20 protein-coding genes are annotated in these 21,196 nt (G+C 70.4%); 13 read left to right on the top strand and 7 right to left on the bottom strand.

Annotation, left to right across the window (positions count from 1 at the left end):
* The first annotated feature begins 88 nt into the window (after positions 1-88).
* The 5 genes from gap (at position 89) to FBZ33_RS21375 (ending at position 3,923) form a co-directional block, all read left to right on the top strand.
* Entirely contained in the window at positions 89-1,093 is a 1,005-nt protein-coding gene (gap, locus tag FBZ33_RS21395) for a type I glyceraldehyde-3-phosphate dehydrogenase (protein ID WP_141910437.1), read from the top strand.
* Positions 1,090-2,289: a phosphoglycerate kinase gene (pgk, locus tag FBZ33_RS21390; protein WP_088949252.1), complete on the top strand. Its 1,200-nt coding sequence runs from the start codon at positions 1,090-1,092 to the stop codon at positions 2,287-2,289. The genes gap and pgk overlap by 4 nt, the downstream gene beginning before the upstream one ends.
* On the top strand, positions 2,290-3,081 hold the full coding sequence (gene tpiA / locus FBZ33_RS21385) for a triose-phosphate isomerase (protein WP_141910436.1): 792 nt from the start codon (positions 2,290-2,292) through the stop codon (positions 3,079-3,081).
* 96 nt (positions 3,082-3,177) lie between these two features.
* Positions 3,178-3,438 carry a preprotein translocase subunit SecG gene (gene secG, locus FBZ33_RS21380; RefSeq protein ID WP_030337344.1) on the top strand — a complete coding sequence of 87 codons (261 nt, stop codon included), beginning with the start codon at positions 3,178-3,180 and terminating at the stop codon, positions 3,436-3,438.
* 143 nt (positions 3,439-3,581) lie between these two features.
* Positions 3,582-3,923 carry an RNA polymerase-binding protein RbpA gene (locus FBZ33_RS21375; protein ID WP_088949250.1) on the top strand — a complete coding sequence of 114 codons (342 nt, stop codon included), beginning with the start codon at positions 3,582-3,584 and terminating at the stop codon, positions 3,921-3,923.
* A 37-nt stretch (positions 3,924-3,960) separates the two neighbouring features.
* Here FBZ33_RS21375 and pgl read toward each other — a convergent pair whose 3' ends face one another.
* From pgl to tkt, 6 genes are all read right to left on the bottom strand, one after another.
* Positions 3,961-4,731: a 6-phosphogluconolactonase gene (gene pgl, locus FBZ33_RS21370; protein ID WP_088949249.1), complete on the bottom strand. Its 771-nt coding sequence runs from the start codon at positions 4,729-4,731 to the stop codon at positions 3,961-3,963.
* 154 nt (positions 4,732-4,885) lie between these two features.
* A complete protein-coding gene (locus FBZ33_RS21365) occupies positions 4,886-5,902 on the bottom strand; it encodes a glucose-6-phosphate dehydrogenase assembly protein OpcA (RefSeq protein ID WP_141910435.1) in 1,017 nt (338 codons plus the stop codon).
* On the bottom strand, positions 5,899-7,452 hold the full coding sequence (gene zwf / locus FBZ33_RS21360) for a glucose-6-phosphate dehydrogenase (RefSeq protein ID WP_099855793.1): 1,554 nt from the start codon (positions 7,450-7,452) through the stop codon (positions 5,899-5,901). The genes FBZ33_RS21365 and zwf overlap by 4 nt, the downstream gene beginning before the upstream one ends.
* A gap of 2 nt (positions 7,453-7,454) precedes the next feature.
* Positions 7,455-9,104, bottom strand: a complete 1,650-nt coding sequence (locus FBZ33_RS21355) for a glucose-6-phosphate isomerase (RefSeq protein ID WP_141910434.1) — start codon at positions 9,102-9,104, stop codon at positions 7,455-7,457.
* Between the two features lie 123 nt (positions 9,105-9,227).
* A complete protein-coding gene (gene tal / locus FBZ33_RS21350) occupies positions 9,228-10,403 on the bottom strand; it encodes a transaldolase (RefSeq protein ID WP_088949245.1) in 1,176 nt (391 codons plus the stop codon).
* A 15-nt stretch (positions 10,404-10,418) separates the two neighbouring features.
* On the bottom strand, positions 10,419-12,557 hold the full coding sequence (tkt, locus tag FBZ33_RS21345) for a transketolase (RefSeq protein WP_141910433.1): 2,139 nt from the start codon (positions 12,555-12,557) through the stop codon (positions 10,419-10,421).
* A 266-nt stretch (positions 12,558-12,823) separates the two neighbouring features.
* Between tkt and FBZ33_RS21340 the strand changes: the two genes are divergently transcribed.
* The 3 genes from FBZ33_RS21340 (at position 12,824) to FBZ33_RS21330 (ending at position 15,361) form a co-directional block, all read left to right on the top strand.
* Positions 12,824-13,777, top strand: coding sequence for a heme o synthase (locus FBZ33_RS21340; RefSeq protein WP_088949243.1), 954 nt, complete (start codon positions 12,824-12,826; stop codon positions 13,775-13,777).
* A gap of 314 nt (positions 13,778-14,091) precedes the next feature.
* Entirely contained in the window at positions 14,092-14,427 is a 336-nt protein-coding gene (locus FBZ33_RS21335; RefSeq protein WP_088949242.1) for a hypothetical protein, read from the top strand.
* Between the two features lie 13 nt (positions 14,428-14,440).
* Positions 14,441-15,361: a RimK family alpha-L-glutamate ligase gene (locus tag FBZ33_RS21330; RefSeq protein ID WP_141910432.1), complete on the top strand. Its 921-nt coding sequence runs from the start codon at positions 14,441-14,443 to the stop codon at positions 15,359-15,361.
* A 184-nt stretch (positions 15,362-15,545) separates the two neighbouring features.
* Here FBZ33_RS21330 and FBZ33_RS21325 read toward each other — a convergent pair whose 3' ends face one another.
* Positions 15,546-16,511 carry a heme A synthase gene (locus tag FBZ33_RS21325; protein WP_185755374.1) on the bottom strand — a complete coding sequence of 322 codons (966 nt, stop codon included), beginning with the start codon at positions 16,509-16,511 and terminating at the stop codon, positions 15,546-15,548.
* A 218-nt stretch (positions 16,512-16,729) separates the two neighbouring features.
* Here FBZ33_RS21325 and FBZ33_RS21320 point away from each other — a divergent pair, with 218 nt between their 5' ends.
* From FBZ33_RS21320 to sufC, 5 genes are all read left to right on the top strand, one after another.
* Entirely contained in the window at positions 16,730-17,410 is a 681-nt protein-coding gene (locus tag FBZ33_RS21320; RefSeq protein WP_370453097.1) for a helix-turn-helix transcriptional regulator, read from the top strand.
* Positions 17,407-18,837, top strand: coding sequence for a Fe-S cluster assembly protein SufB (sufB, locus tag FBZ33_RS21315; protein ID WP_088949238.1), 1,431 nt, complete (start codon positions 17,407-17,409; stop codon positions 18,835-18,837). Before FBZ33_RS21320 ends, sufB begins: the two co-directional genes overlap by 4 nt.
* Positions 18,838-18,928: 91 nt before the next feature.
* Positions 18,929-20,077 carry a Fe-S cluster assembly protein SufD gene (gene sufD, locus FBZ33_RS21310; RefSeq protein WP_141910430.1) on the top strand — a complete coding sequence of 383 codons (1,149 nt, stop codon included), beginning with the start codon at positions 18,929-18,931 and terminating at the stop codon, positions 20,075-20,077.
* Positions 20,077-20,403 (top strand): non-heme iron oxygenase ferredoxin subunit, encoded by a 327-nt coding sequence (locus FBZ33_RS21305; RefSeq protein WP_141910429.1) that lies wholly within the window; start codon positions 20,077-20,079, stop codon positions 20,401-20,403. The genes sufD and FBZ33_RS21305 overlap by 1 nt, the downstream gene beginning before the upstream one ends.
* Positions 20,403-21,176, top strand: a complete 774-nt coding sequence (sufC, locus tag FBZ33_RS21300) for a Fe-S cluster assembly ATPase SufC (protein WP_088949235.1) — start codon at positions 20,403-20,405, stop codon at positions 21,174-21,176. The genes FBZ33_RS21305 and sufC overlap by 1 nt, the downstream gene beginning before the upstream one ends.
* The last annotated feature ends 20 nt before the right edge of the window (positions 21,177-21,196 follow it).

Below are 21,196 nucleotides of genomic sequence, written 5' to 3'. Positions count from 1 at the left end.
TCAACGGCCGGCTCCAACGGTCGGCGCACACCACTCCGCCGGCCCGTTGTCTGAAGCCGGCGGACCAGAACGCGAGGAGCTGGAACCTGTGACCATCCGGGTTGGCATCAACGGCTTTGGCCGAATCGGCCGTAACTTCTTCCGGGCAGTGCTGGCGTCTGACGCCGACATCGAGGTCGTGGCGGTGAACGACCTTACCGACAACGCGACGCTTGCCCACCTGCTCAAGTACGACAGCATTCTGGGTCGCCTTCCCTACGAGGTCAAGGCCACCGCCGACGAGATCACCGTCGGTGGCAAGACCATCAAGGCGTACGCCGAGAAGGACCCGTCGAAGCTGCCGTGGGGCGATCTGAACGTCGACGTCGTCATCGAGTCCACCGGCTTCTTCACCGACGCCACCAAGGCCAAGGCGCACGTCGACGGCGGGGCCAAGAAGGTCATCATCTCCGCCCCGGCGAAGAACGAGGACGTCACCGTCGTCATGGGTGTCAACCACGACACCTACGACCCGGCGAAGCACACCATCATCTCCAACGCTTCGTGCACCACCAACTGCCTCGCCCCGATGGCGAAGGTCCTGCACGACACGTTCGGCATCCAGCACGGTCTGATGACGACGATCCACGCGTACACCCAGGACCAGAACCTCCAGGACGCGCCGCACTCGGATCTGCGTCGTGCCCGGGCCGCCGCGCTGAACATCGTCCCGACCTCCACCGGCGCCGCCAAGGCGATCGGTCTGGTCCTGCCGGACCTCAAGGGCAAGCTCGACGGGTACGCCCTGCGGGTGCCGATCCCGACCGGCTCGGTCACCGACCTCACCGTCAACGTGGGTCGCGAGACCACCGTGGACGAGGTCAACGCCGCGCTGAAGGCCGCTGCGGACGGCCCGCTCAAGGGCATCCTGGTCTACAACGAGGACCCGATCGTCTCCAGCGACATCGTCACCGACCCGGCGTCGTGCGTCTTCGACGCGCCGCTGACCAAGGTCGTCGGCAACCAGGTGAAGGTCGTCGGCTGGTACGACAACGAGTGGGGTTACTCCAACCGGCTCGTCGACCTGGTCAAGTTGGTCGGTAGCTCGCTGTGAGCATCCGGACCCTCGACGACCTGCTCGCCGAGGGGGTTTCGGGTCGGCGCGTGCTGGTGCGCGCCGACCTGAACGTCCCGCTCGACAAGCAGACCGGTGCGATCACTGATGATGGCCGGATCCGCGCGGTGCTGCCGACCCTCGGCGCGCTGGTCGAGGCCGGCGCGAAGGTGGTCGTATGCTCGCACCTGGGCCGCCCGAAGGGCGCGCCGGACCCGCAGTTCAGCCTGGGCCCGGTCGCCGGGCGGCTCGGTGAGCTGCTCGGCGCCCCGGTGCACTTCGCCACCGACACCGTCGGCGATTCCGCCCGTTCCACCGTCGCCGACCTGGCCGACGGTCAGGTCGCCCTCCTGGAGAACCTGCGGTTCAACGCGGGTGAGACCAGCAAGGACGAGGCCGAGCGGGGCGCGTTCGCCGACCAGCTCGCCGCGTTCGGCGACGCGTACGTGGACGACGCGTTCGGCGCGGTGCACCGCAAGCACGCCAGCGTCTTCGACGTGCCGGCCCGGCTGCCGCACGTGGCGGGCCGACTGGTGCTGCGTGAGGTCGAGGTGCTCTCCAAGCTCACCGGTGACCCCGAGCGGCCGTACGTGGTGGTGCTCGGTGGGTCGAAGGTGTCCGACAAGCTCGCCGTGATCGAGGCGCTGCTGCCCACCGTCGACCGGCTGCTCATCGGTGGCGGGATGTGCTTCACCTTCCTCAAGGCCCAGGGCCTGGAGGTGGGCACCTCGCTGCTGGAGAAGGACATGGTCGACACCTGCCGCAACCTGCTGGAGCGGTCCGGCGGCAAGATCATGCTGCCGGTCGACGTGGTGGTGGCGGACGCGTTCGCCCCGGACGCCGCGCACGACACGGTCCGTGTCGACGGCATCCCGAGCCACCGGCTCGGGCTGGACGTCGGCCCGGAGACGGTCGCCGGTTTCAGCGCCGCACTGTCCCAGGCGAAGACGATCTTCTGGAACGGCCCGATGGGCGTGTTCGAGATGCCGGCCTTCGCGGCGGGCACCCGGGGCATCGCCGAGGCGATCACCAAGGCCGACGCGTTCAGCGTCGTCGGTGGCGGTGACTCGGCGGCGGCGGTCCGTGCCCTGGGGCTGGACGAGTCGTCCTTTGGGCACATCTCCACGGGTGGCGGCGCCTCCCTGGAATACCTCGAGGGCAAGACCCTCCCCGGCATCGCGGCCCTGGAGAACTGAATGTCGAGCACCACCCGCCGGCCGTTGATGGCCGGCAACTGGAAGATGAACCTCAACCACCTCGAGGCCAACCTGCTGGTGCAGAAGCTGGCGGCCAGCCTCACCGAGAAGCAGCTCACCGCCGTCGAGACGGTCGTCCTGCCGCCCTTCACCGACCTGCGTACCGTGCAGACCGCGGTGGACGGCGACAAGCTGCTGATCGGCTACGGCGGGCAGGACCTGTCGCCGCACGCGTCCGGCGCGTACACCGGGGACATCTCCGGTCCGCTGCTGGCCAAGCTCGGCTGCACGTACGTGGTGGTCGGGCACTCCGAGCGGCGGGCCTACCACCACGAGGACGACACGCTGGTCAACGCCAAGGTGAAGGCGGCGCTGACGCACGGCCTGACCCCGATCCTCTGCGTGGGGGAGGGGCTGGACGTGCGCGAGCAGGGCACCCACGTGGCGCACTGCTCCGACCAGCTCGACGGGGGCCTCGCCGGGCTCACCCCCGAGCAGGTGCGCCAGGTCGTGATCGCGTACGAGCCGGTCTGGGCGATCGGCACGGGCAAGACCGCGACGCCGGAGGACGCCCAGGAGGTCTGCGGGGCGGTCCGCCAGCGACTGGCGGAGCGCTTCGACCAGGACACAGCGAACCAGGTCCGGGTCCTCTACGGCGGCTCGGTCAAGGCGTCAAACGTCGCCTCGATCATGGCCCAGCCGGACGTGGACGGGGGCCTGGTGGGGGGTGCCAGCCTGGACGCGGAGGAATTCGCTCAGATCTGCCGCTTCCCGGAGCACCTCGCTCGCTGATCGCTCGGTATCCTTGACACCGCCCGTCCACCGGTCGGTGCCACCGTGCCCGATCAGACCGGGCGAGGATCGCTACGAGAGGAACTGACCCCAGCCATGCCGATCTGGTTCGCATACACGTTGATCGTGTTGCTGGTCATCACGAGCATTCTGCTCACCCTGCTGATCCTGCTGCACCGCGGCAAGGGCGGCGGTCTGTCGAGCATGTTCGGCGGTGGCGTCAGCTCCAGCCTCGCAGGCTCTTCGGTCGCGGAGAAAAACCTGGACCGTTACACCGTCCTGGTGAGCGTCGTCTGGTTCGCCGCCATCGTTGGGCTCGGGCTCTGGCTCCGCCTCCAGATGAACAGCGGCGCCTGAGCAGGCTCGTCAAGTCGTACAATCTGCGCGCGGTCCGTCACTCGACGGGCCGCGCGCAGGCTTTTCTCCGCTGCACCGCGTCGCCCGCCGCCCATCCTGAGAAAAGGACGGCGGGTCCCTTCCGACGACAGGAGCGAGCAGCCGTGCCGAGTGGCAACGTCATCCGCGGCGCCCGAGTCGGGTCCGCACCCATGCGCCCCGACGAGCGGCACCAACCCGCCCCCCGACAGGACGTCACCTACTGGTGCCGCAACGACCACCGGATCGACATCCGGATCGCCGCGGACGCCGAGGCGCCGGCCTTGTGGGACTGCCCCCGCTGCGGCCTGCCCGCCGGGCGGGACGCGCAGAACCCGCCCGGCCGGGTCCGCGCCGAGCCGTACAAGAGCCATCTGGCGTACGTGAAGGAGCGGCGTACCGCCGAGGAAGGCGAGGCGCTGCTGGCCGAGGCGCTCGCAGCGCTCCGCCGCCGCCGCGGCGAATAAGAAGGAAGGGCCCCCGTCGAGGGGCCCTTCCTGTCGATCAGCGGAGGCTGCGCAGCCGGGCGGGTACGTCGGCTGCGGCGGCCCGATCCAGCAGCCAGCGGGTGCGACCCACACCGTGCACCCCGGCGGCCGGCAACTGCACCGGCCCGGCCCCGGCCAGCGCCATGCCCACCGCACGGGCCTTGTCGGCGCCGCCGGCCACCAGCCAGACCTCCTCGGCGGTGTTGATCGCCGGCAGGGTGAGGGTGGTCCGCACGGCCGGCGGCTTGGGGCTGCCCCGCACGGCGCTGCACGGGCGGGTGTCGTAGTGCACCGGGTGCTCGGGGAAGATCGACGCCACGTGCCCGTCCTCGCCGACGCCCAGCATCAGCACGTCGAAGTGCGGCAGCGTGCCGTGCCCGGGTCCGGCGGCGCGGGCCAGTTCCTCCCCATACCAGGCCGCGGCGGCCTCGGGGTCGTTGCCGGCGGGGCCGTCGGAGGCCGGCATCGGGTGCACCCGGGCCGGGTCGAGCGGCACCACGTCCAACAGGGCGGCCCGGGCCTGGGTCTCGTTGCGGTCCGGGTCGCCGGCGGGCAGGAACCGCTCGTCACCCCACCACACGTCGACCCGGGACCAGTCCACCGCGTCGCGGGCGGGCAGCGTCGCCACCGCCCGGTACACGGCGGCGGCGATCCGACCGCCGGTGAGCACCACCGACGCCTCACCCCGGTCGGCCTGGGCGTCGAGCATCTTCACCAGCAACCGGGCGGCCACGGCCTGCGCCAGCAGATCGGCGTCGGCGTGGACCGCGACACTCGCCTCACTCATGGGTTGCGCCTTCGTTTCCCGACCGCGTGCGGTCGCTGTCGCGTCGTACCCGGGCTGGAGGCCCGAGGTGGCGGGGCGAGTGCCCCGGAGGTTCCGGGGCAGGGCCCGGTGGGTGACCCGGCCCTGCCCCGACGTTGTCGTGCCCCGGTCGGGCTCAGCCCTCGCCGCTGGTGCCGGCGTGTGCGGTGACCCCGGCCTCGGCGCGCCGGGCGGTGGCCGGATCCTTCCAGACGTGCACCCGCTGCGGGGGACGCTGCTCCAACCCCCGCAGACCGACCGTCGCACCCAGCGCCTCCGCGTACACCTGGTCGGCGTCCAGTCGGCGCAACTCCTCGGCGAGCTCGTCACCGAGCGGGCGGCGGACCAACGGCAGAGCCCGGTCGTCCTGGCCGGTCCGCCGGAAAACGGCCATGCTCTCCTCGCGGGTCAGCGTGAGCTGATCGCCGTTGGCGCAGCTCAACTGCACCTCCCGCATCCGGGGGAACTCGTTGGTGTCCACCCGGTGCGGGGTGATGCCGAGCCGGCTGGACAGCCAACCGACCATCAGCGCCGCCGTCGGGTCGCTGGGCGGCGCGACGACTGTCGCCTCGGTAACCCGCTCGCTGGTGGTGTCGAACGCCCCGGCGACCAGGGTCCGCCACGGGGTGATCCGGGTCCACGCCAGGTCGGTGTCGCCCGGGGCGTAGTCCCGGGCACGCTGGTGCAGCGCCTCCACCGGGTCAGCGGCCTGCGCCGAGTCAGTGATCCGCCGGTCGGCGACCACCCCGAGGAAGTCGGTGGCGATCTCCGCCGGTGGTTCGCCGTGCCACCAGGTGACCACCGGCACGTCGGGGACGAGCAGCGGCATCACGACCGACTCGGCGTGCAGGGCCAGCCGCCCGTACATCCGGGTGACCACCGCCTCGCACGGGCCGAGCCGGCCACCGACGACGATCTCCGCGTCCAGCCGGTTGCGGTCCCGCTCGATCTCGGAGCGAACCACCACCACCAGCCGGCACGGGTGGGCGGCGGCGGCGATCGTCGCCGCCGCCTCCGCCTCCCGGACCCGCTTCTCGTCCACCACCACGATGAGGGTGAGCGCCATGCCGCTGGCCACCCCGCCGGCACTGCGCCGCTCGGCGGCGAGCGCCTTGACCACCTCGTTGCCGGTGGTGTCCCACAGCCCGATCATGCTCGTCTCCAAGCGCGGCCCTCGCGGGCCAGCATCTCGTCGGAGGCGCGTGGACCCCACTCGCCGGCCCGGTACGGCTCCGGCGTGGTGCCAGCCCAGGCGTGCTCCAGCGGGTCGATCACCTGCCAGCTCTGCTCGACCTCGGACGCGTCCGGGAACAGGGTGCGGTCGCCGATCAGCACGTCCAGGACCAGCCGCTCGTACGCCTCTGGGCTGGACTCGGTGAACGCCTCGCCGTACTGGAAGTCCATCGCGATGTCGCGGACCTCCATCGTGGTGCCCGGCACCTTCGAGCCGAACTTGAGCACCACACCCTCGTCCGGCTGGACCCTGATCACGAGCTGGTTGTTGCCCAGCGACTCCATGTCGGCGTCGTTGAACGGCAGGTGCGGTGCCTTCTTGAACATGATGGCGACCTCGGTGACCCGCCGGGGCAGCCGCTTGCCGGCCCGGATGTAGAACGGCACCTCGGCCCAGCGGCGGTTCTGGATGCCCAGCCGCACCGCCACGTACGTCTCCGTGGTGGAGTCGCTCGGAACGTCCTGCTCCTCCAGGTAACCGACAGCGCGCTCGCCGCCCACCCAGCCGGGCAGGTACTGACCGCGAACGGTGTCCCGGGCGACGTCCTTGGGCAGGGTGATGGCCTTGAGCACCTTCAGCTTCTCGGCCCGGATCTCGTCGGCGTCGAAGCTGGTCGGCTCCTCCATCGCCACCAGGGCGAGCAGTTGCAGGAGGTGGTTCTGGAGCACGTCACGGGCGGTGCCGACGGTGTCGTAGAAGCCGGCGCGGGTGCCGATCCCGACATCCTCGGCCATGGTGATCTGCACCGAGTCGACGTACTTGGAGTTCCACAGCGGCTCGAACAGGTTGTTGGCGAACCGCAGGGCCAGGATGTTCTGGACCGTCTCCTTGCCCAGGTAGTGGTCGATCCGGAAGACGTCCTCCCGGGTGAACACGTCGTCGACGAGGTCGTTGAGCGACTTCGCCGACGGCAGGTCGTTGCCGAACGGCTTCTCCACGACGACCCGACGCCAACCGCCGGACTTCTCGTTGTCGGCCATCCCGGTGCGGGCCAGTTGCTTGAGCACGACGGGGAACGCGGCCGGGGGGATGGAGAAGTAGAACGCCGCGTTGCCGGTGATGCCGTGGGTCTGGCGCAGGTCGTCCAGCGTCGAGGCGAGCTGGTCGAAGGCCGCGTCGTCGTCGAACGACCCGCCGACGAACTTGATGTTGCCGGCCAGCCGTGCCCACACCTCGTCCCGCCACGGCGTACGAGCGTGCTTGCGGGCGGCCTCGCAGGCCAGCGTCTCGAAGTCGCCGTCTCCCCAGTCGCGGCGCGCGAAACCGAGCACCACGAAACCCGGCGGCAACAGCCCTCGGTTGGCCAGGTCGTAGACGGCAGGGAGCAGCTTCTTGCGGGCCAGGTCGCCGGTCACCCCGAAGATCACCAGAGCGCAGGGCTCCGGGATCCGGGGCAACCGGCGGTCCTGCGGGTCGCGCAGCGGGTTCACCGAGCCACCTCCTCGCTCCGCCTCAGTCACGTCGTCCATCCTCACGCCCGCAGATCACCGGCCGCGTCGAGCAGTTGGGCGACACCGGCGGCACGGTCGGTCAGATGCAGCCGCAGCACCGGGCGCTCCCGGCCGGCGAGCGCCTGCCGGTCCCCGGCAGCCTGCGCCGCCTGCAACTCACCGAAGGTGTACGGCTTGCCCGGCACCGCCAGGTCCTCCGCGACCGCGCCGGTCACCTGGAGGTAGCTGCCCACCTGCGGGCCGCCCTTGTGGTACTGACCCGTCGAGTGCAGGAACCGCGGTCCCCAACCGAAGGTGACCGGCCGGCCGCCCGCCTGGGCCAGCAGCGGCCGCAGCTTGGCCATGTCGGCGTCGGCGAACCGGTCGAGGTACGCCATCACCGCGAGGTAACCGTCGTCGCCCAGCCCGTCGAGCAGCCAGCGCAGCACCCCGGCCAGGTCCCCGGGGGCGCCCTGCGGGGCGTACACCTCGATCGCGCCCTCGGTGAACGACGGCGTCTCCGCCGGCAGGCCCGAGGCCAGGATCTTGTTGGTGTTCTCCTTGGACTCGGTGACGTTCGGCTGGTTGAACGGGTCGATGCCGAGCACCACACCGGCCACCGCGGTCGCGTACTCCCAGGCCAGGAACTGCGCGCCCAGCGGGCCGTTGACGGCCACGTCCGGGGACGCGCCGCCGCCCGGCATGTGACCAGGTGCCAGCGCGCCGCCGTAGCTGACGGTCAGCACGTCCGCACCGCTGGCGCCGGGGCTCTGCGGAGACTCCACGACCACCGGCAGGATGCCCACCCCGGCCTTGCCGGTCGATTCGGCGATCAGCTGCTCGGCCCAGTCGCCGAGCCCGTCGATGCCGGTGCCGTCGGAGACCAGCGCGATCTTGTCCCGGGCCAGCGTCGCCGCCGCGCCCAGGGCGGCACCCAGGGCGAGCGCCGGGTTGTCCCGGTCCGCGCCGAGCGACGCGGCCAGCGCGTCGGCCTGGTCGAGCAGTTCCGCGACCTCGACCCCGGCCAGCGCCGAGGGCACCAGGCCGAACGCGGTCAGCGCCGAGTACCGGCCGCCCACGTTCGGGTCGGCGAGCACTGTGAACGCGCCCATCTCGGTCGCGGTGGCCTCCAGCGGCGAGCCCGGGTCGGTGACGATGACGAAGTGCCGGCCGGCCTCCGCCTCCGTCATCCCGGCGTCCAGGAACGCCTGCCAGTAGGCGCGCCGGTGGCTGTCGGTCTCCACCGTCGAACCGGACTTGCTCGCCACCACGACGACGGTGCGCTCCAGCCGGTCACCGAGCGCCGCACGGACCTGGCCCGGGTCGGTGGTGTCCAGCACGGTCAGCGGGCGGCCCAGGGTCCGCGTGATCACCTCGGGGGCCAGTGACGAGCCACCCATCCCGGCGAGCACCACGTGGTCCAGGTCGGCCAGCTCCGCGGTCAGCTCGGCCAGCTGCGCCAGCAGCTCCCGGCTGCGCTGGTGGGTGTCCACCCAGCCGAGCCGGACCTTCGCCTCGGCCTCGGCGTCCGGACCCCACAGGCTCGCGTCCTTGCCGGCCAGCTTGCCCGGGACGCCGGCCTTGACCAGCGCGTCCCGGGTCGAGGCGGGAGCGGACTTGTCGACCGCGTCCGCGCCGTACACGGCCAGCCCGGCGGCGGCCTCCACCTTCCCTGCCAACAGGTCACTCATGCCGCCACCTCACTGGCCTTGCTGATTCGCTCGATGCTCTCGCTCACGCCGTCACTCCGCTTCGCTGCGTGCCGTCATGAGGCACCAGCGCACTGAGCTTGCTGATTCGCTCGATGCTCTCGCTCATGCGCCACCGGCCTTCTCGGCGCCCTTGGCGTTGCCCTTGGCGGCCTTGTTCGGAGAACCCTTACCCTTCGCCGCCGCCTCCAGCGACTTGCGGACGCCGTCGAGCAGCTCCTGCCAGCTGGCCTCGAACTTCTCCACGCCCTCGCGCTCCAGGGTGGCGATCACGTCGGCCATGTCCACCCCGACCGACTCCAGGTCCGCGAAGACCTTGCGGGCCGCGTCGTAGGCGCCGGTGATGGTGTCGCCGCGGGTCTCGCCGTGATCGGCGTACGCGTGGATGACCGACTCCGGCATGGTGTTGACAGTGCCGGGGGCGATCAGCTCCTCGACGTAGATGACGTCGCGGTAGTCCGGGTTCTTCGTCGAGGTGGACGCCCACAGCGGCCGCTGCGGGTGCGCCCCCGCGTCGGCGAGCGCCTTCCAGCGGTCGGAGGAGAACACCTCGGTGTAGCGCTCGTAAGCCAGCTGGGCGTTCGCGACGGCGGCCTTGCCCCGGAGCGACTTGGCCTGCTCGGAGCCGATCTTTTCCAGCCTCTTGTCCACCTCGGCATCCACCCGGGAGACGAAGAACGACGCGACCGAGCCGATGGTGGACAGGTCGTGGCCGTTGGCCTTGGCCTTCTCCAGGCCGGCGAGGAACGCCTCCATAACCGCCGAGTAGCGGTCCAGGCCGAAGATCAGCGTCACGTTGACGCTGATCCCCTCGGCCAGCGTGTCGGTGATCGCCGACAGGCCCTCCTCGGTGGCCGGGATCTTGATGAAGAGGTTGGGACGGTCGACCAGCCACCACAGGGCCTTGGCCTCGGCAACCGTCCGGTCGCTGTCGTGCGCCACCCGGGGGTCCACCTCGATGGAGACCCGGCCGTCGACACCCGCACTGCCGTCGTAGGACGGGCGCATCACGTCGCAGGCCCACCGCACGTCGTACGTGGTGAGCATCCGCACCGACTCCTCGACCTCAATGCCACGGGTGGCGAGGTCGCGCAGCTGCCAGTTGTACTCGTCGGCGTCGCTCAGCGCCTTTGCGAAGATCGTCGGGTTGGTGGTGACACCGGCCACGTGCTTCTCACGGCGGAGCTGGTCCAGCCCGCCGGAGCTCAGTCGTACCCGGGAAAGATCGTCGAGCCACACCGCCACGCCCGCGGCGGTGAGCTCATTCAGCTTGTCCGTCATGCCGTCCACGCTCCCTCAGTTGCCGGTCGTGAAACCGGTGATGTCGCCCACCCGGGCCAGCGAGGCGTGCGCCGCCGCCACGATCCGGTCGCCGGTGAAGCCGAACTGCTCGAAGAGCACGGTGTGCGGGGCGCTCGCTCCGTAGTGCTCCAGGCTGACGCTCTCGCCGAGGTCGCCGACGACGCCGCGCCAGGACATCGCGATGCCCGCTTCCACGCTCACCCGTGCCTTTACCCCGCGTGGGAGCACCGACTCCCGGTACGCCTCATCCTGCTCGTAGAACCACTCCTGGCAGGGCATCGAAACCACCCGGGTGGGGGTGCCGTCGGCCTCCAGGCGCTCCCGCGCGGTCAGGCAGAGCTGCACCTCGGAACCGGTGCCGACGATGATCACCTGAGGCTTGCCGTTGGACGCCTCGGCCAGCACGTAGCCGCCCTTGGCGACCCCCTCCGCGCTGCCCAGGACGTCCCGGTCCAGGGTTGGCAGCGGCTGGCGGCTCAGCGCCATCGCGGTCGGCCGGTCGGTGTGCTCCAGCGCCATCCGCCAGGCCCAGGCCGTCTCGTTGGCGTCCGCCGGGCGGACCACGTCCAGACCCGGGATGGCGCGCAGCGCGGTCAGGTGCTCCACCGGCTGGTGGGTCGGGCCGTCCTCGCCCAGGCCGATCGAGTCGTGCGTCCAGACGTAGGTCACCGGCAGCTTCATCAGCGCGGCCAGCCGCACCGACGGGCGCATGTAGTCGCTGAACACCAGGAACGTGCCGCCGTACGGGCGGGTGCCGCCGTGCAGGGCGATGCCGTTGAGGATCGCTCCCATGGCGTGCTCACGGATGCCGAAGTGCAGCGTGCGGCCGTACTCATGGCCGGGGAAGTCCTTGGTGGCGTGCGAGGCCGGGATGAACGACGGCTCGCCCTTCATGGTGGTGTTGTTGCTCTCCGCCAGGTCGGCCGAGCCGCCCCACAGCTCCGGCAGCACCGGCGCGAGCGCCTCCAGCACCTTGCCGGACGCGGCACGGGTGGCCACGCCCTTGGCGTCGGCGGGGAAGACCGGCAGCGCGTCGGCCCAGCCGTCGGGGAGCACCCGCCCGGCCATCCGCTCGTAGAGCGCGGTGCGCTCCGGGTTGGCCTTCTTCCAGGCGTCGAACTCGCCGGTCCATGCCTGCTCGGCGTCGGAGCCGCGGCCCATCACCGTGCGGGCGTGGGCGAGCACCTCCTCGTCGACCTGGAAGGTCTGCTCCGGGTCGAAGCCGAGGATCTGCTTGGTGGCCTTCACCTCGTCGGCGCCGAGCGCCGAGCCGTGGATCTTGCCGGTGTTCTGCTTGTTGGGAGCGGGCCAGCCGATGATGGTGCGCAGGGCGATGAAGGAGGGACGGCCGGTCTCCGCCTTGGCGGCCAGCAGCGCGGCGTGCAGGGCCTCGGCGTCCTCGTGGTAGTCGCCCTGGTCGGCGTCGCCGCTACGCCAGTCGACGGTCTGCACGTGCCAGCCGTACGCCTCGTAGCGGGCTGCCACGTCCTCGCTCTTGGCGATGCGGGTGTCGTCCTCGATCGAGATCTCGTTGTCGTCGTAGATCACCGTGAGGTTGCCCAGCTGCTGGTGCCCGGCGAGGGCACTGGCCTCGTGGCTGATGCCCTCCTCGATGTCGCCGTCGGAGACGATGCACCAGATGTTGTGGTCGAAGACCGACGCGCCCGGCTCGGCCTCCGGGTCGAACAGGCCGCGCTCGCGACGGGCCGCCATGGCCATGCCGACCGCGTTGCCCAGACCCTGCCCGAGGGGGCCGGTGGTGGTCTCGACGCCCGGGGTGTGCCCGTGCTCGGGGTGACCCGGCGTGAGTGAACCCCACTGCCGCAGCGACTTGAGGTCGTCCAGGGCCAGCGGGTAACCGGACAGGAACAGCTGGATGTAGAGGGTCAGGCTGGAGTGCCCGGCGGAGAGGACGAACCGGTCACGGCCGGGCCAGTTCGGGTCGGCCGGGTTGTGCCCCATGACCCGGTTGAAGAGGAGGTACGCCGCGGGCGCAAGGCTCATCGCGGTGCCCGGGTGGCCGTTGCCGGATTTCTCCACGGCATCCATGGCCAGCACGCGGACGGTATCGACGGCCCGGCGATCGAGGTCGGACCAGTTCAGTGCGGAGTGCTCGGGTCGTTTGGCAGCCACGATGGTTGTGCTCCTCGGCAGATGGGCGGAACCCTCACTGATGACCCTATCGAGCGTCCCTAAACGCGCGCCCGGGGATCTCCGCATGGTGTGCGCTACGTGACGAACCCGTCGCGCCGGTCAACCCGGTGGTGTGACCGTCCGCACCGTTGTCGGGTCGGCCGGGCAGCCAAAACGACAACGCGTAGTGTGTGGGTCGGTATGCGGACCCGGGCGGTCCCGACCAATCCGATCTCCCCGTGCCCGATGCCGGAAGGTGGCAATCCGTGAGCATGATCACCGAGCGCCCCGCGAGCAACCCGGCCGGGCAGCACCCGGCGCGGGCGGCCGAGGGCCCGGTGGCCCGGCGGGACGTACGCGCGGTCCTCTCGGCGTACGTGGCGCTCACCAAGCCGCGGATCGTCGAGCTGCTGCTGGTCACCACCATCCCGGCGATGATGCTCGCCGAGGGCGGGCTCCCGTCGCTGTGGTTGATGGCCATCGTGCTGATCGGTGGCTCGCTCGCCGCCGGCGCGGCCAGCGTGCTCAACTGCTACATCGACCGGGACATCGACCAGTTGATGCGGCGTACCAAGCGTCGGCCACTGCCGGCGCACACAGTGTCGCCACGCAGCGCGCTGGTCTTCGGTCTGGTGCTGGCGGCGATCTCGATCGTCCTGATGGCGGCGTTCACCAACCTGCTCGCCGCCGGGCTGACCCTTGCCGCGATCGTCTACTACGACGTCGTCTACACGCTGTGGCTCAAGCGCTCCACCCCGACGAACACGTTCTGGGGAGGTGCCTGCGGGGCCGCTCCGGTGCTCATCGGATGGGCGGCGGTCACCGGCGGGCTGGCCCCGGCGGCCTGGGGGCTGTTCGCGGTGGTCTTCTTCTGGCAGATGCCGCACTTCTACCCGCTCGCCATGAAATACAAGGACGACTACGCGCGGGCCGGCATCCCGATGCTGCCGGTGGTGGCGTCGACCCGACGGGTGAACGCCGAGATCCTGATCTTCGCGTGGCTCACCGTGCTCACCTCCCTGGCTGTCTGGCCGCTGGGGCTCAGCGCGATCTACGGCGTGCCGACCCTGGTGGTGGGCGCCATCTTCATCGTCGAGGCACACCGACTCTGCCGGCGCGCGACGCGGGGCGAGGCGGTCAAGCCGATGCGGCTGTTCCACTGGTCGACCACGTACCTGACGATCGTGTTCGTGGCCGTCGCGCTCGACGCGCTGATCTGACGCCCGCGTCGCGTCTGACGCCCGCCTCGCGTTTCCGCCCCGCCGTATCGGGTGGGTGGCGTTCGTCGTCCGACTAATCATGCCCATGGATGAGTTGTCCGGTTTAACGTCACATCAGGGTAACTTTCGGCATGAGCCGGATGGGCTCAACCTGCGGTGGATGCGCAGAGGTTTGCCGCGAAGTTTTCCGATGAAAAGTCCGTATATAAACGGACAGCTTGCCTGTGGTCAGCCTTAAACCTGTAGGTAATTGGCATCACAAAAGGTTCATGGTTCTCGCCCGAGAGGGTGCGAGTCTGCTTAGGCTTCGCGTCATGGCAGATGGTTCCGATACGACGCTGACGGCCGAGCAGACCGCCGGCGAGCAGACGCCCCAGGGCCTGGTTGCGGGCCTCAAGGCGTTCGCCGCCGGGCACGGCGGCGCGAAGGCGGTCATCGAGTACGTCGGCAAGCGTGGCGCGCGAATCGTCCTGGTCGGGTCCGACGGTGAGTGGGGCGACCAGTTCGCCGACGACACCGTCACCGCCCGGGAGGCGTGCGCCAAGGCGGGAGTCACCGTCGAGAACGCCTGGGAGCGTGAACTGATGGACCAGATGCGTCCGAGCAACGACCTGTGGCGGTCGATGGCCCGGCGCACGATGGCCCGCTGAATAGACACCTGAATTGACCACCGATCACCAGTCGACCCGGGGGGAACCCCGGGTCGCTCTCGTCACCTGCGCCGACCTCGCCGACCTCGACCCGGACGACCGGCTGGTCCTGGCCCCGCTCAGCGCCCATGGCATCGCCGTCGACACCGTGGTGTGGGACGACCCCGATGTCGACTGGGCCGCGTACGACCTGGTCGTGCTCCGCTCACCCTGGGACTACGCGCTGCGCCGCGACGAGTTCGTCGCCTGGGCGGCAACCGTCCCAACGCTGGTCAACCCGGCCGACGTGGTCCGCTGGAACACCGACAAGCGTTACCTGGCCGAGCTGACCGCCGCCGGGGTGCCGACCGTTCCGACGTCCTGGGTCGAGCCGGGGGAGAGCTGGCAACCGCCCGCCGAGACCGGCGAGTACGTGCTCAAGCCCTCGGTCAGCGCCGGCAGCCAGGACACCGGCCGCTACGACCTGGCCGACCCGGAGCACCGGGACCTGGCCGCCGCACATGTCCGCCGGCTCTCCGACGCCGGCCGGGTGACCATGGTCCAGCCGTACCTGCGCGCCGTCGACACCGAGGGCGAGACGGCACTGCTCTTCCTGGCAGGGCCGGGCGGGCTCACGTTCAGCCACGCGATCCGCAAGGGGCCGATGCTGACCGGCCCGGACCTGGGCCCGGACGGGCTCTACAAGGCCGAGGAGATCACCTCCCGTACCGCCCGACCCGAACAGCTCGCGGTGGCCGAGAAGACCCTCGCCACGGTGCCCGGCGGCACGCGGCAGCTGCTCTACGCCCGGGTCGACCTGATCCCCGGCCCCGACGGCGAGCCGGTCCTGGTCGAGCTGGAGCTGACCGAGCCGTCGCTCTTCATGGGGTACGCCGACGGGGCCCCGGACCGCCTCGCCGCAGCGATCGCCACCCACCTGGCCCGCCGCGCCTGACCGCCCCCGGCGCGGCGCGCACCGCGCCACCGCGCACCGCCAAGATCCGCGCAACTTCGGTGAAGTTGGTGCCTCAGGGCCCCGGGATACAGCACTTTTCCCGAAGTTGCGCGGATCTTGGCCTCGGTGCGCGAGGCGCGAGGCGCGGGGCGCGAGGCGCGGGGCGCGGGGCCGCGCCTGGGGGTCAGGCGGTGACCGGGACGGATTCCTCGGCGTGGGTCGCTGCGACATCTGCTGCCGGGGTGACCGGGCGGCGCTCACGGGTCGACCACTGCACCGACAGCGCGGCCAGCAGCACCAGGCAGGAGCCGAGCATGTGTGCGCCGACCAGGATCGCCGGCACGTGGGTGAAGTACTGCACGAAGCCGATCAGGCCCTGACCCAGCTCTACGGCGACCAGCACGATCGCGGCGCGGGTGGCCCGCTGGGCGCCGACGGCGCGGAACGCGAAGATCAGTGCCACCGACAGCCCGATCAGCAGGAAGACGCCGTCCGCGTGCACCTGCGAGATCGTCTCCGGGTCGAGCCCGTTGCGGGCGGCGCCGTGGTCGCCGGCGTGCGGGCCGCTGCCGGTGACCCAGGTGCCGACGACCAGCACGGCGACGGTGACGCCGGTGGTGACCCGGGCCAGCGCGCGCAGCGGTGCGGGCACCACGGCCACGGGCGGGCCGTCGGGGTCGCCGATACGCCGCCAGAGGGCGTACGCGGCGGCGATCACCGCCATCGAGGCGAGGAAGTGCAGCCCGACCACCCACGGGTTGAGGTTGGTCAGCACGGTGATGCCACCGATCACCGCCTGGGCGGGGATGCCCAGGAAGACCGCCACGGCCAGGGCGAGGAGCCCGGGTCGGCGGGGTCGGTGCAGGAGTACGGCCAGCACGGTGGCCAGCGCGATGAGGCCCACCGCGAAGGTCAGCATCCGGTTGCCGAACTCGATCACCCCGTACACGCCCATCTCGGGCGTGGTGACGTAGGAATCGTCGGTGCACCGGGGCCAGGTGGGGCAGCCGAGGCCCGAGGCGGTCAACCGGACGGCCCCGCCGGTGACGACGATGCCCACGTTCGCGATGATCGAGGCGAGCGCGAGGCGGCGCAGCAGGATGCCGGAGACCGGACGGACGATTCGGTTCACGGCGCAAATCCTACGCACTGTAGTGATCGAGGTTCGTCCGACTCCGTCGGCTCGGTGGTTCGGATCACCGGGGCCCGGGTTTGCGACCCTCCGGGTAATTACGTAACGTTGGCGTTGTGAAAAACGCGGCGGCGCTCTCCGGGCACCAGTCGGCGGCTGTTCCGGCCGTCGGCGCGTCCGCGTCCGCGCTCGTCACGACCACCTCGACCGCCCTCGGCGCCGGCACGGCGACCGAGATCTCCACCCGGGACCGGGTCACCCAGTTGCTGCTGGAGCGGGGTGCGACCACCGCCGCTCAGCTTGGCGCGGCCCTGGGGCTCAGCCCGGCGGCGATCCGACGCCACCTGGACGCGATGCTCGCCGACGGTGACGTCTACGCCCGCGAGCAGACCGTGCAGGGCAGCCGCGGGCGAGGACGTCCGGCCAAGGTGTTCATGCTGACCGAGGCCGCCCGGGTGCGCTGTGGCACACACCACTACGACAACATGGCCACCGCCGCGTTGCGCTGGATCGCCCGCAGCGGCGGTTCGGACGCGGTCGCGGCGTTCGCCACCGAGCAGGTGTCGGCCCTGGAATCCCGCTGTCGAGCGGCCATGGAAGACGCCGGCGAGGACCCTCTCGCGCGTGCAGAGGCACTCGCCTCGGCGCTCACCGCCGAGGGTTACGCTGCCAATGCGACCACGATCGCCTCCGGCGGTCAGCTCTGCCAGCACCACTGCCCGGTGGCGCACGTGGCCGCCGAGTTTCCCCAGCTGTGCGAGGCCGAGACCGCGGTGATCTCCCGTCTGGTCGGCACCCACGTGCAGCGCCTGGCCACCATCGCGCACGGCGACGGGGTGTGCACCACGCACATTCCGACCCAGCCGGGCCGTGTTCAATCCGGTAATCCCGTCACCACTGTGAGGACAGATAGATGACCGAGCAGATCGTCCAGCCCCTGACCCAGGAAGAGCAGCTCGCGGCCCTGGGTCGGTACGAGTACGGCTGGTCCGACCCGGACGCCGCCGGGGCGGTTGCCCAGCGCGGCATCAACGAGGCGGTGGTGCGGGACATCTCGGCCAAGAAGAGCGAGCCGGCGTGGATGCTCGACCTGCGGCTGAAGGGCCTGCGGCTGTTCGGCCGCAAGCCGATGCCGGCCTGGGGCGCGGACCTCAGCGGGATCGACTTCGACAACATCAAGTACTTCGTGCGGTCCACCGAGAAGCAGGCCACCAGCTGGGAGGACCTGCCGGAGGACATCAAGAACACGTACGACCGGCTGGGCATCCCGGAGGCGGAGAAGCAGCGGCTGGTCGCGGGTGTCGCGGCGCAGTACGAGTCCGAGGTCGTCTACCACAAGATCCGTGAGGACCTTGAGGAGCAGGGAGTTCTCTTCCTGGACACGGACACGGCGCTGCGCGAGCACGAGGACGTTTTCAAGGAGTACTTCGGCACGGTGATCCCGGTCGGCGACAACAAGTTCGCCGCCCTGAACACCTCCGTGTGGTCCGGTGGCTCGTTCATCTACGTGCCGAAGGGTGTGCAGGTGGAGATCCCGCTGCAGGCCTACTTCCGGATCAACACGGAGAACATGGGCCAGTTCGAGCGGACGCTGATCATCGTCGACGAGGGTGCGTACGTGCACTACGTCGAGGGCTGCACCGCGCCGCTCTACTCCTCCGACTCGCTGCACAGCGCAGTCGTGGAGATCATCGTCAAGAAGAACGCGCGCTGCCGTTACACGACCATCCAGAACTGGTCGAACAACGTCTACAACCTGGTCACCAAGCGCGCCGTCTGCCACGAGGGCGCGACCATGGAGTGGGTCGACGGCAACATCGGCTCCAAGGTGACGATGAAGTACCCGGCGGTCTACATGACCGGCGAGCACGCCAAGGGCGAGGTGCTCTCGGTGGCGATGGCCGGCGAGGGTCAGCACCAGGACGCCGGCGCCAAGATGGTGCACGCCGCGCCGCACACCTCCTCGACCATCATCTCCAAGTCGATCGCCCGGGGCGGCGGCCGCACCTCGTACCGGGGTCTGGTGCAGGTGCTGGAGGGTTCGCACCACAGCCGGAGCACTGTCAAGTGCGACGCGCTGCTGGTCGACACCATCTCCCGCTCGGACACCTACCCGTACGTCGACATCCGCGAGGACGACGTGTCGATGGGTCACGAGGCGACCGTGTCCAAGATCAGCGACGACCAGCTCTTCTACCTGATGAGCCGGGGCCTGAGCGAGGACGAGGCGATGGCCATGATCGTGCGTGGCTTCATCGAGCCGATCGCCAAGGAGCTTCCGATGGAGTACGCCCTGGAGCTCAACCGCCTGATCGAGCTTCAGATGGAGGGCGCGGTCGGCTGACGCCGCCGCTCCCGCGTGGCGGGCCGGGAACCTCGGCCCGCCACACCAGGACCCCACCTCGTCGTCACGGAACAGACAGACCAAGGAAGAAATGACTACCCAGGCTTCCGCGCCACCCAGCACCAAGTCGCAGGCGCTGCGCTCGTACGACGTCGCCGACTTCCCGGCCCTCACCGGCCTGGAGGAGGAGTGGCGTTTCACCCCGCTCAAGCGCCTCCGCGGCCTGGCCACGGCGGACACCTCCGCCGCCACCGGCCGGGGCGTCACCATCGAGCACCCGGACCTGCCGGCCGGGGTGTCGGTGCGGCTCGTCGAGCCGAGTGACGCCAGCGTCGTGTCCGCGCCGGTGCCAACCGACCGGATCAGCGCGCTGGCGCACGGCGGTGCCGCGCGGGTCGCGCTGGTCGAGGTGGCCGCCGACGCGGTGGTGTCCGACGCGGTGATCGTCCGGCTGCTGGGCGCGTACCCCGAGGAGTTGGCCTTCGCCCGGACCCAGGTCCAGGTGGGTCGGTTCGCGGAGGCCACTGTCGTGTTCTCCCAGGAGGGCTCGGCCACGCTGGCCGACAACGTCGAGGTGTTCGTCGCCGACGGCGCGAAGCTGACCCTGGTCACGATCGCCGACTGGGCCTCCGACGCGGTCCAGGCGCAGCACATCCAGGTGAAGCTGGGCCGTGACGCCCGGGTCGTGCACATCCAGGTCTCCCTCGGTGGTGACCTGGTCCGGCAGTTCACCAGCGTGGAATACACCGGTCGGGGTGGCGAGGCCGAGCTGTACGGCGTCTACTTCGCCGACTCCGGTCAGCACCTGGAGCACCGGCAGTTGGTCGACCACTCCGTGCCGGACTGCCGCAGCTACGTCGGCTACCGGGGCGCCCTGCAGGGCGAGGACGCGCACACCGTCTGGGTGGGCGACGTGCTGATCCGCGCCGAGGCGACCGGCACCGACACGTACGAGATCAACCGGAACCTGCTGCTCACCGAAGGCGCTCGGGCGGACTCCGTACCCAATCTGGAGATCGAGACCGGCGAGATCGCCGGCGCCGGCCACGCCAGCGCGACCGGCCGCTTCGACGACGAGCAGCTCTTCTACCTGATGGCCCGGGGCATCCCGGAGAGCGAGGCCCGCCGCCTGGTGGTCCGCGGCTTCTTCGCCGAGCTGATCAACAAGATCCCGGTGGAGTCCCTGCGCGAGCGCCTGGGCGACGCGATCGAGGCCCGGCTGACCAAGGCGGGCGCCTGATGATCCGGATCTGTTCCACCGAGGACGTACCGAAGGGCACCGCCATCAGCGCGGACGTCGACGGCACGTCGATCGCCCTGGTGCACGGCGAGGACGGCAACTTCTACGCCGTGTACGACGAGTGCTCGCACGCCGCGGTCGCCCTCTCCGAGGGCGAGGTCGACGGCTGCACGCTGGAGTGCTGGTTGCACGGCTCGCGTTTCGACCTGCGCAACGGTGAGCCGACCGGGCTGCCCGCCACCGAACCCGTCCCCGTCTACCCCGTCGAAGTCCGCGACGGCGACATCTACCTCAGCCTGACGCCGAGTAATGGAGTGACCCGATAATGAGCACCCTGGAGATCCGCGACCTGAAGGTGTCGGTCAAGCTGCCCGAGGGTGAGCTCAAGCCGATCCTGTCCGGCGTCGACCTGACCGTGAAGTCCGGCGAGACCCACGCGATCATGGGCCCGAACGGCTCCGGCAAGTCGACCCTGGCGTACTCGATCGCCGGTCACCCCAAGTACGAGATCACCGGCGGCACGGTGACCCTCGACGGCGAGGACGTGCTCGCCATGACTGTCGACGAGCGGGCCCGCGCCGGCCTCTTCCTGGCCATGCAGTACCCGGTCGAGGTGCCCGGCGTCTCGGTGGCCAACTTCCTGCGCACCGCGAAGACCGCCATCGACGGCGAGGCACCGAAGCTGCGCACCTGGGGTGGCGAGCTGCGCGGCGCGATGGAGCGCCTCCAGATGGACCCGGCGTTCGCCCAGCGCAACGTCAACGAGGGCTTCTCCGGTGGTGAGAAGAAGCGGCACGAGATCGTCCAGCTGGAGCTGCTCAAGCCGAAGATCGCCATCCTCGACGAGACCGACTCGGGCCTCGACGTGGACGCGCTGCGCGTGGTCAGCGAGGGCGTCAACCGGGTCCGCGACGACGGCGACACCGGCGTGCTGCTGATCACCCACTACACGCGGATCCTGCGCTACATCAAGCCGGACTTCGTGCACGTGTTCATCGCCGGCCGGATCGTCGAGCAGGGCGGCCCGGAGCTGGCCGACAAGCTCGAGGCCGAGGGCTACGAGCGGTACGCCGCCGGGGCCGGCACGGCCAAGGCCTGAGCGGGAGAGGCGCTGCCGAG

The sequence above is a fragment of the Micromonospora sp. A202 genome, from assembly GCF_006715105.1.
In the GTDB taxonomy this organism is placed as follows: Bacteria; Actinomycetota; Actinomycetes; order Mycobacteriales; family Micromonosporaceae; genus Micromonospora; species Micromonospora zamorensis.
Note: the sequence above shows the minus strand (reverse complement) of the source record. Positions and strands in the feature narration are given on the sequence as shown.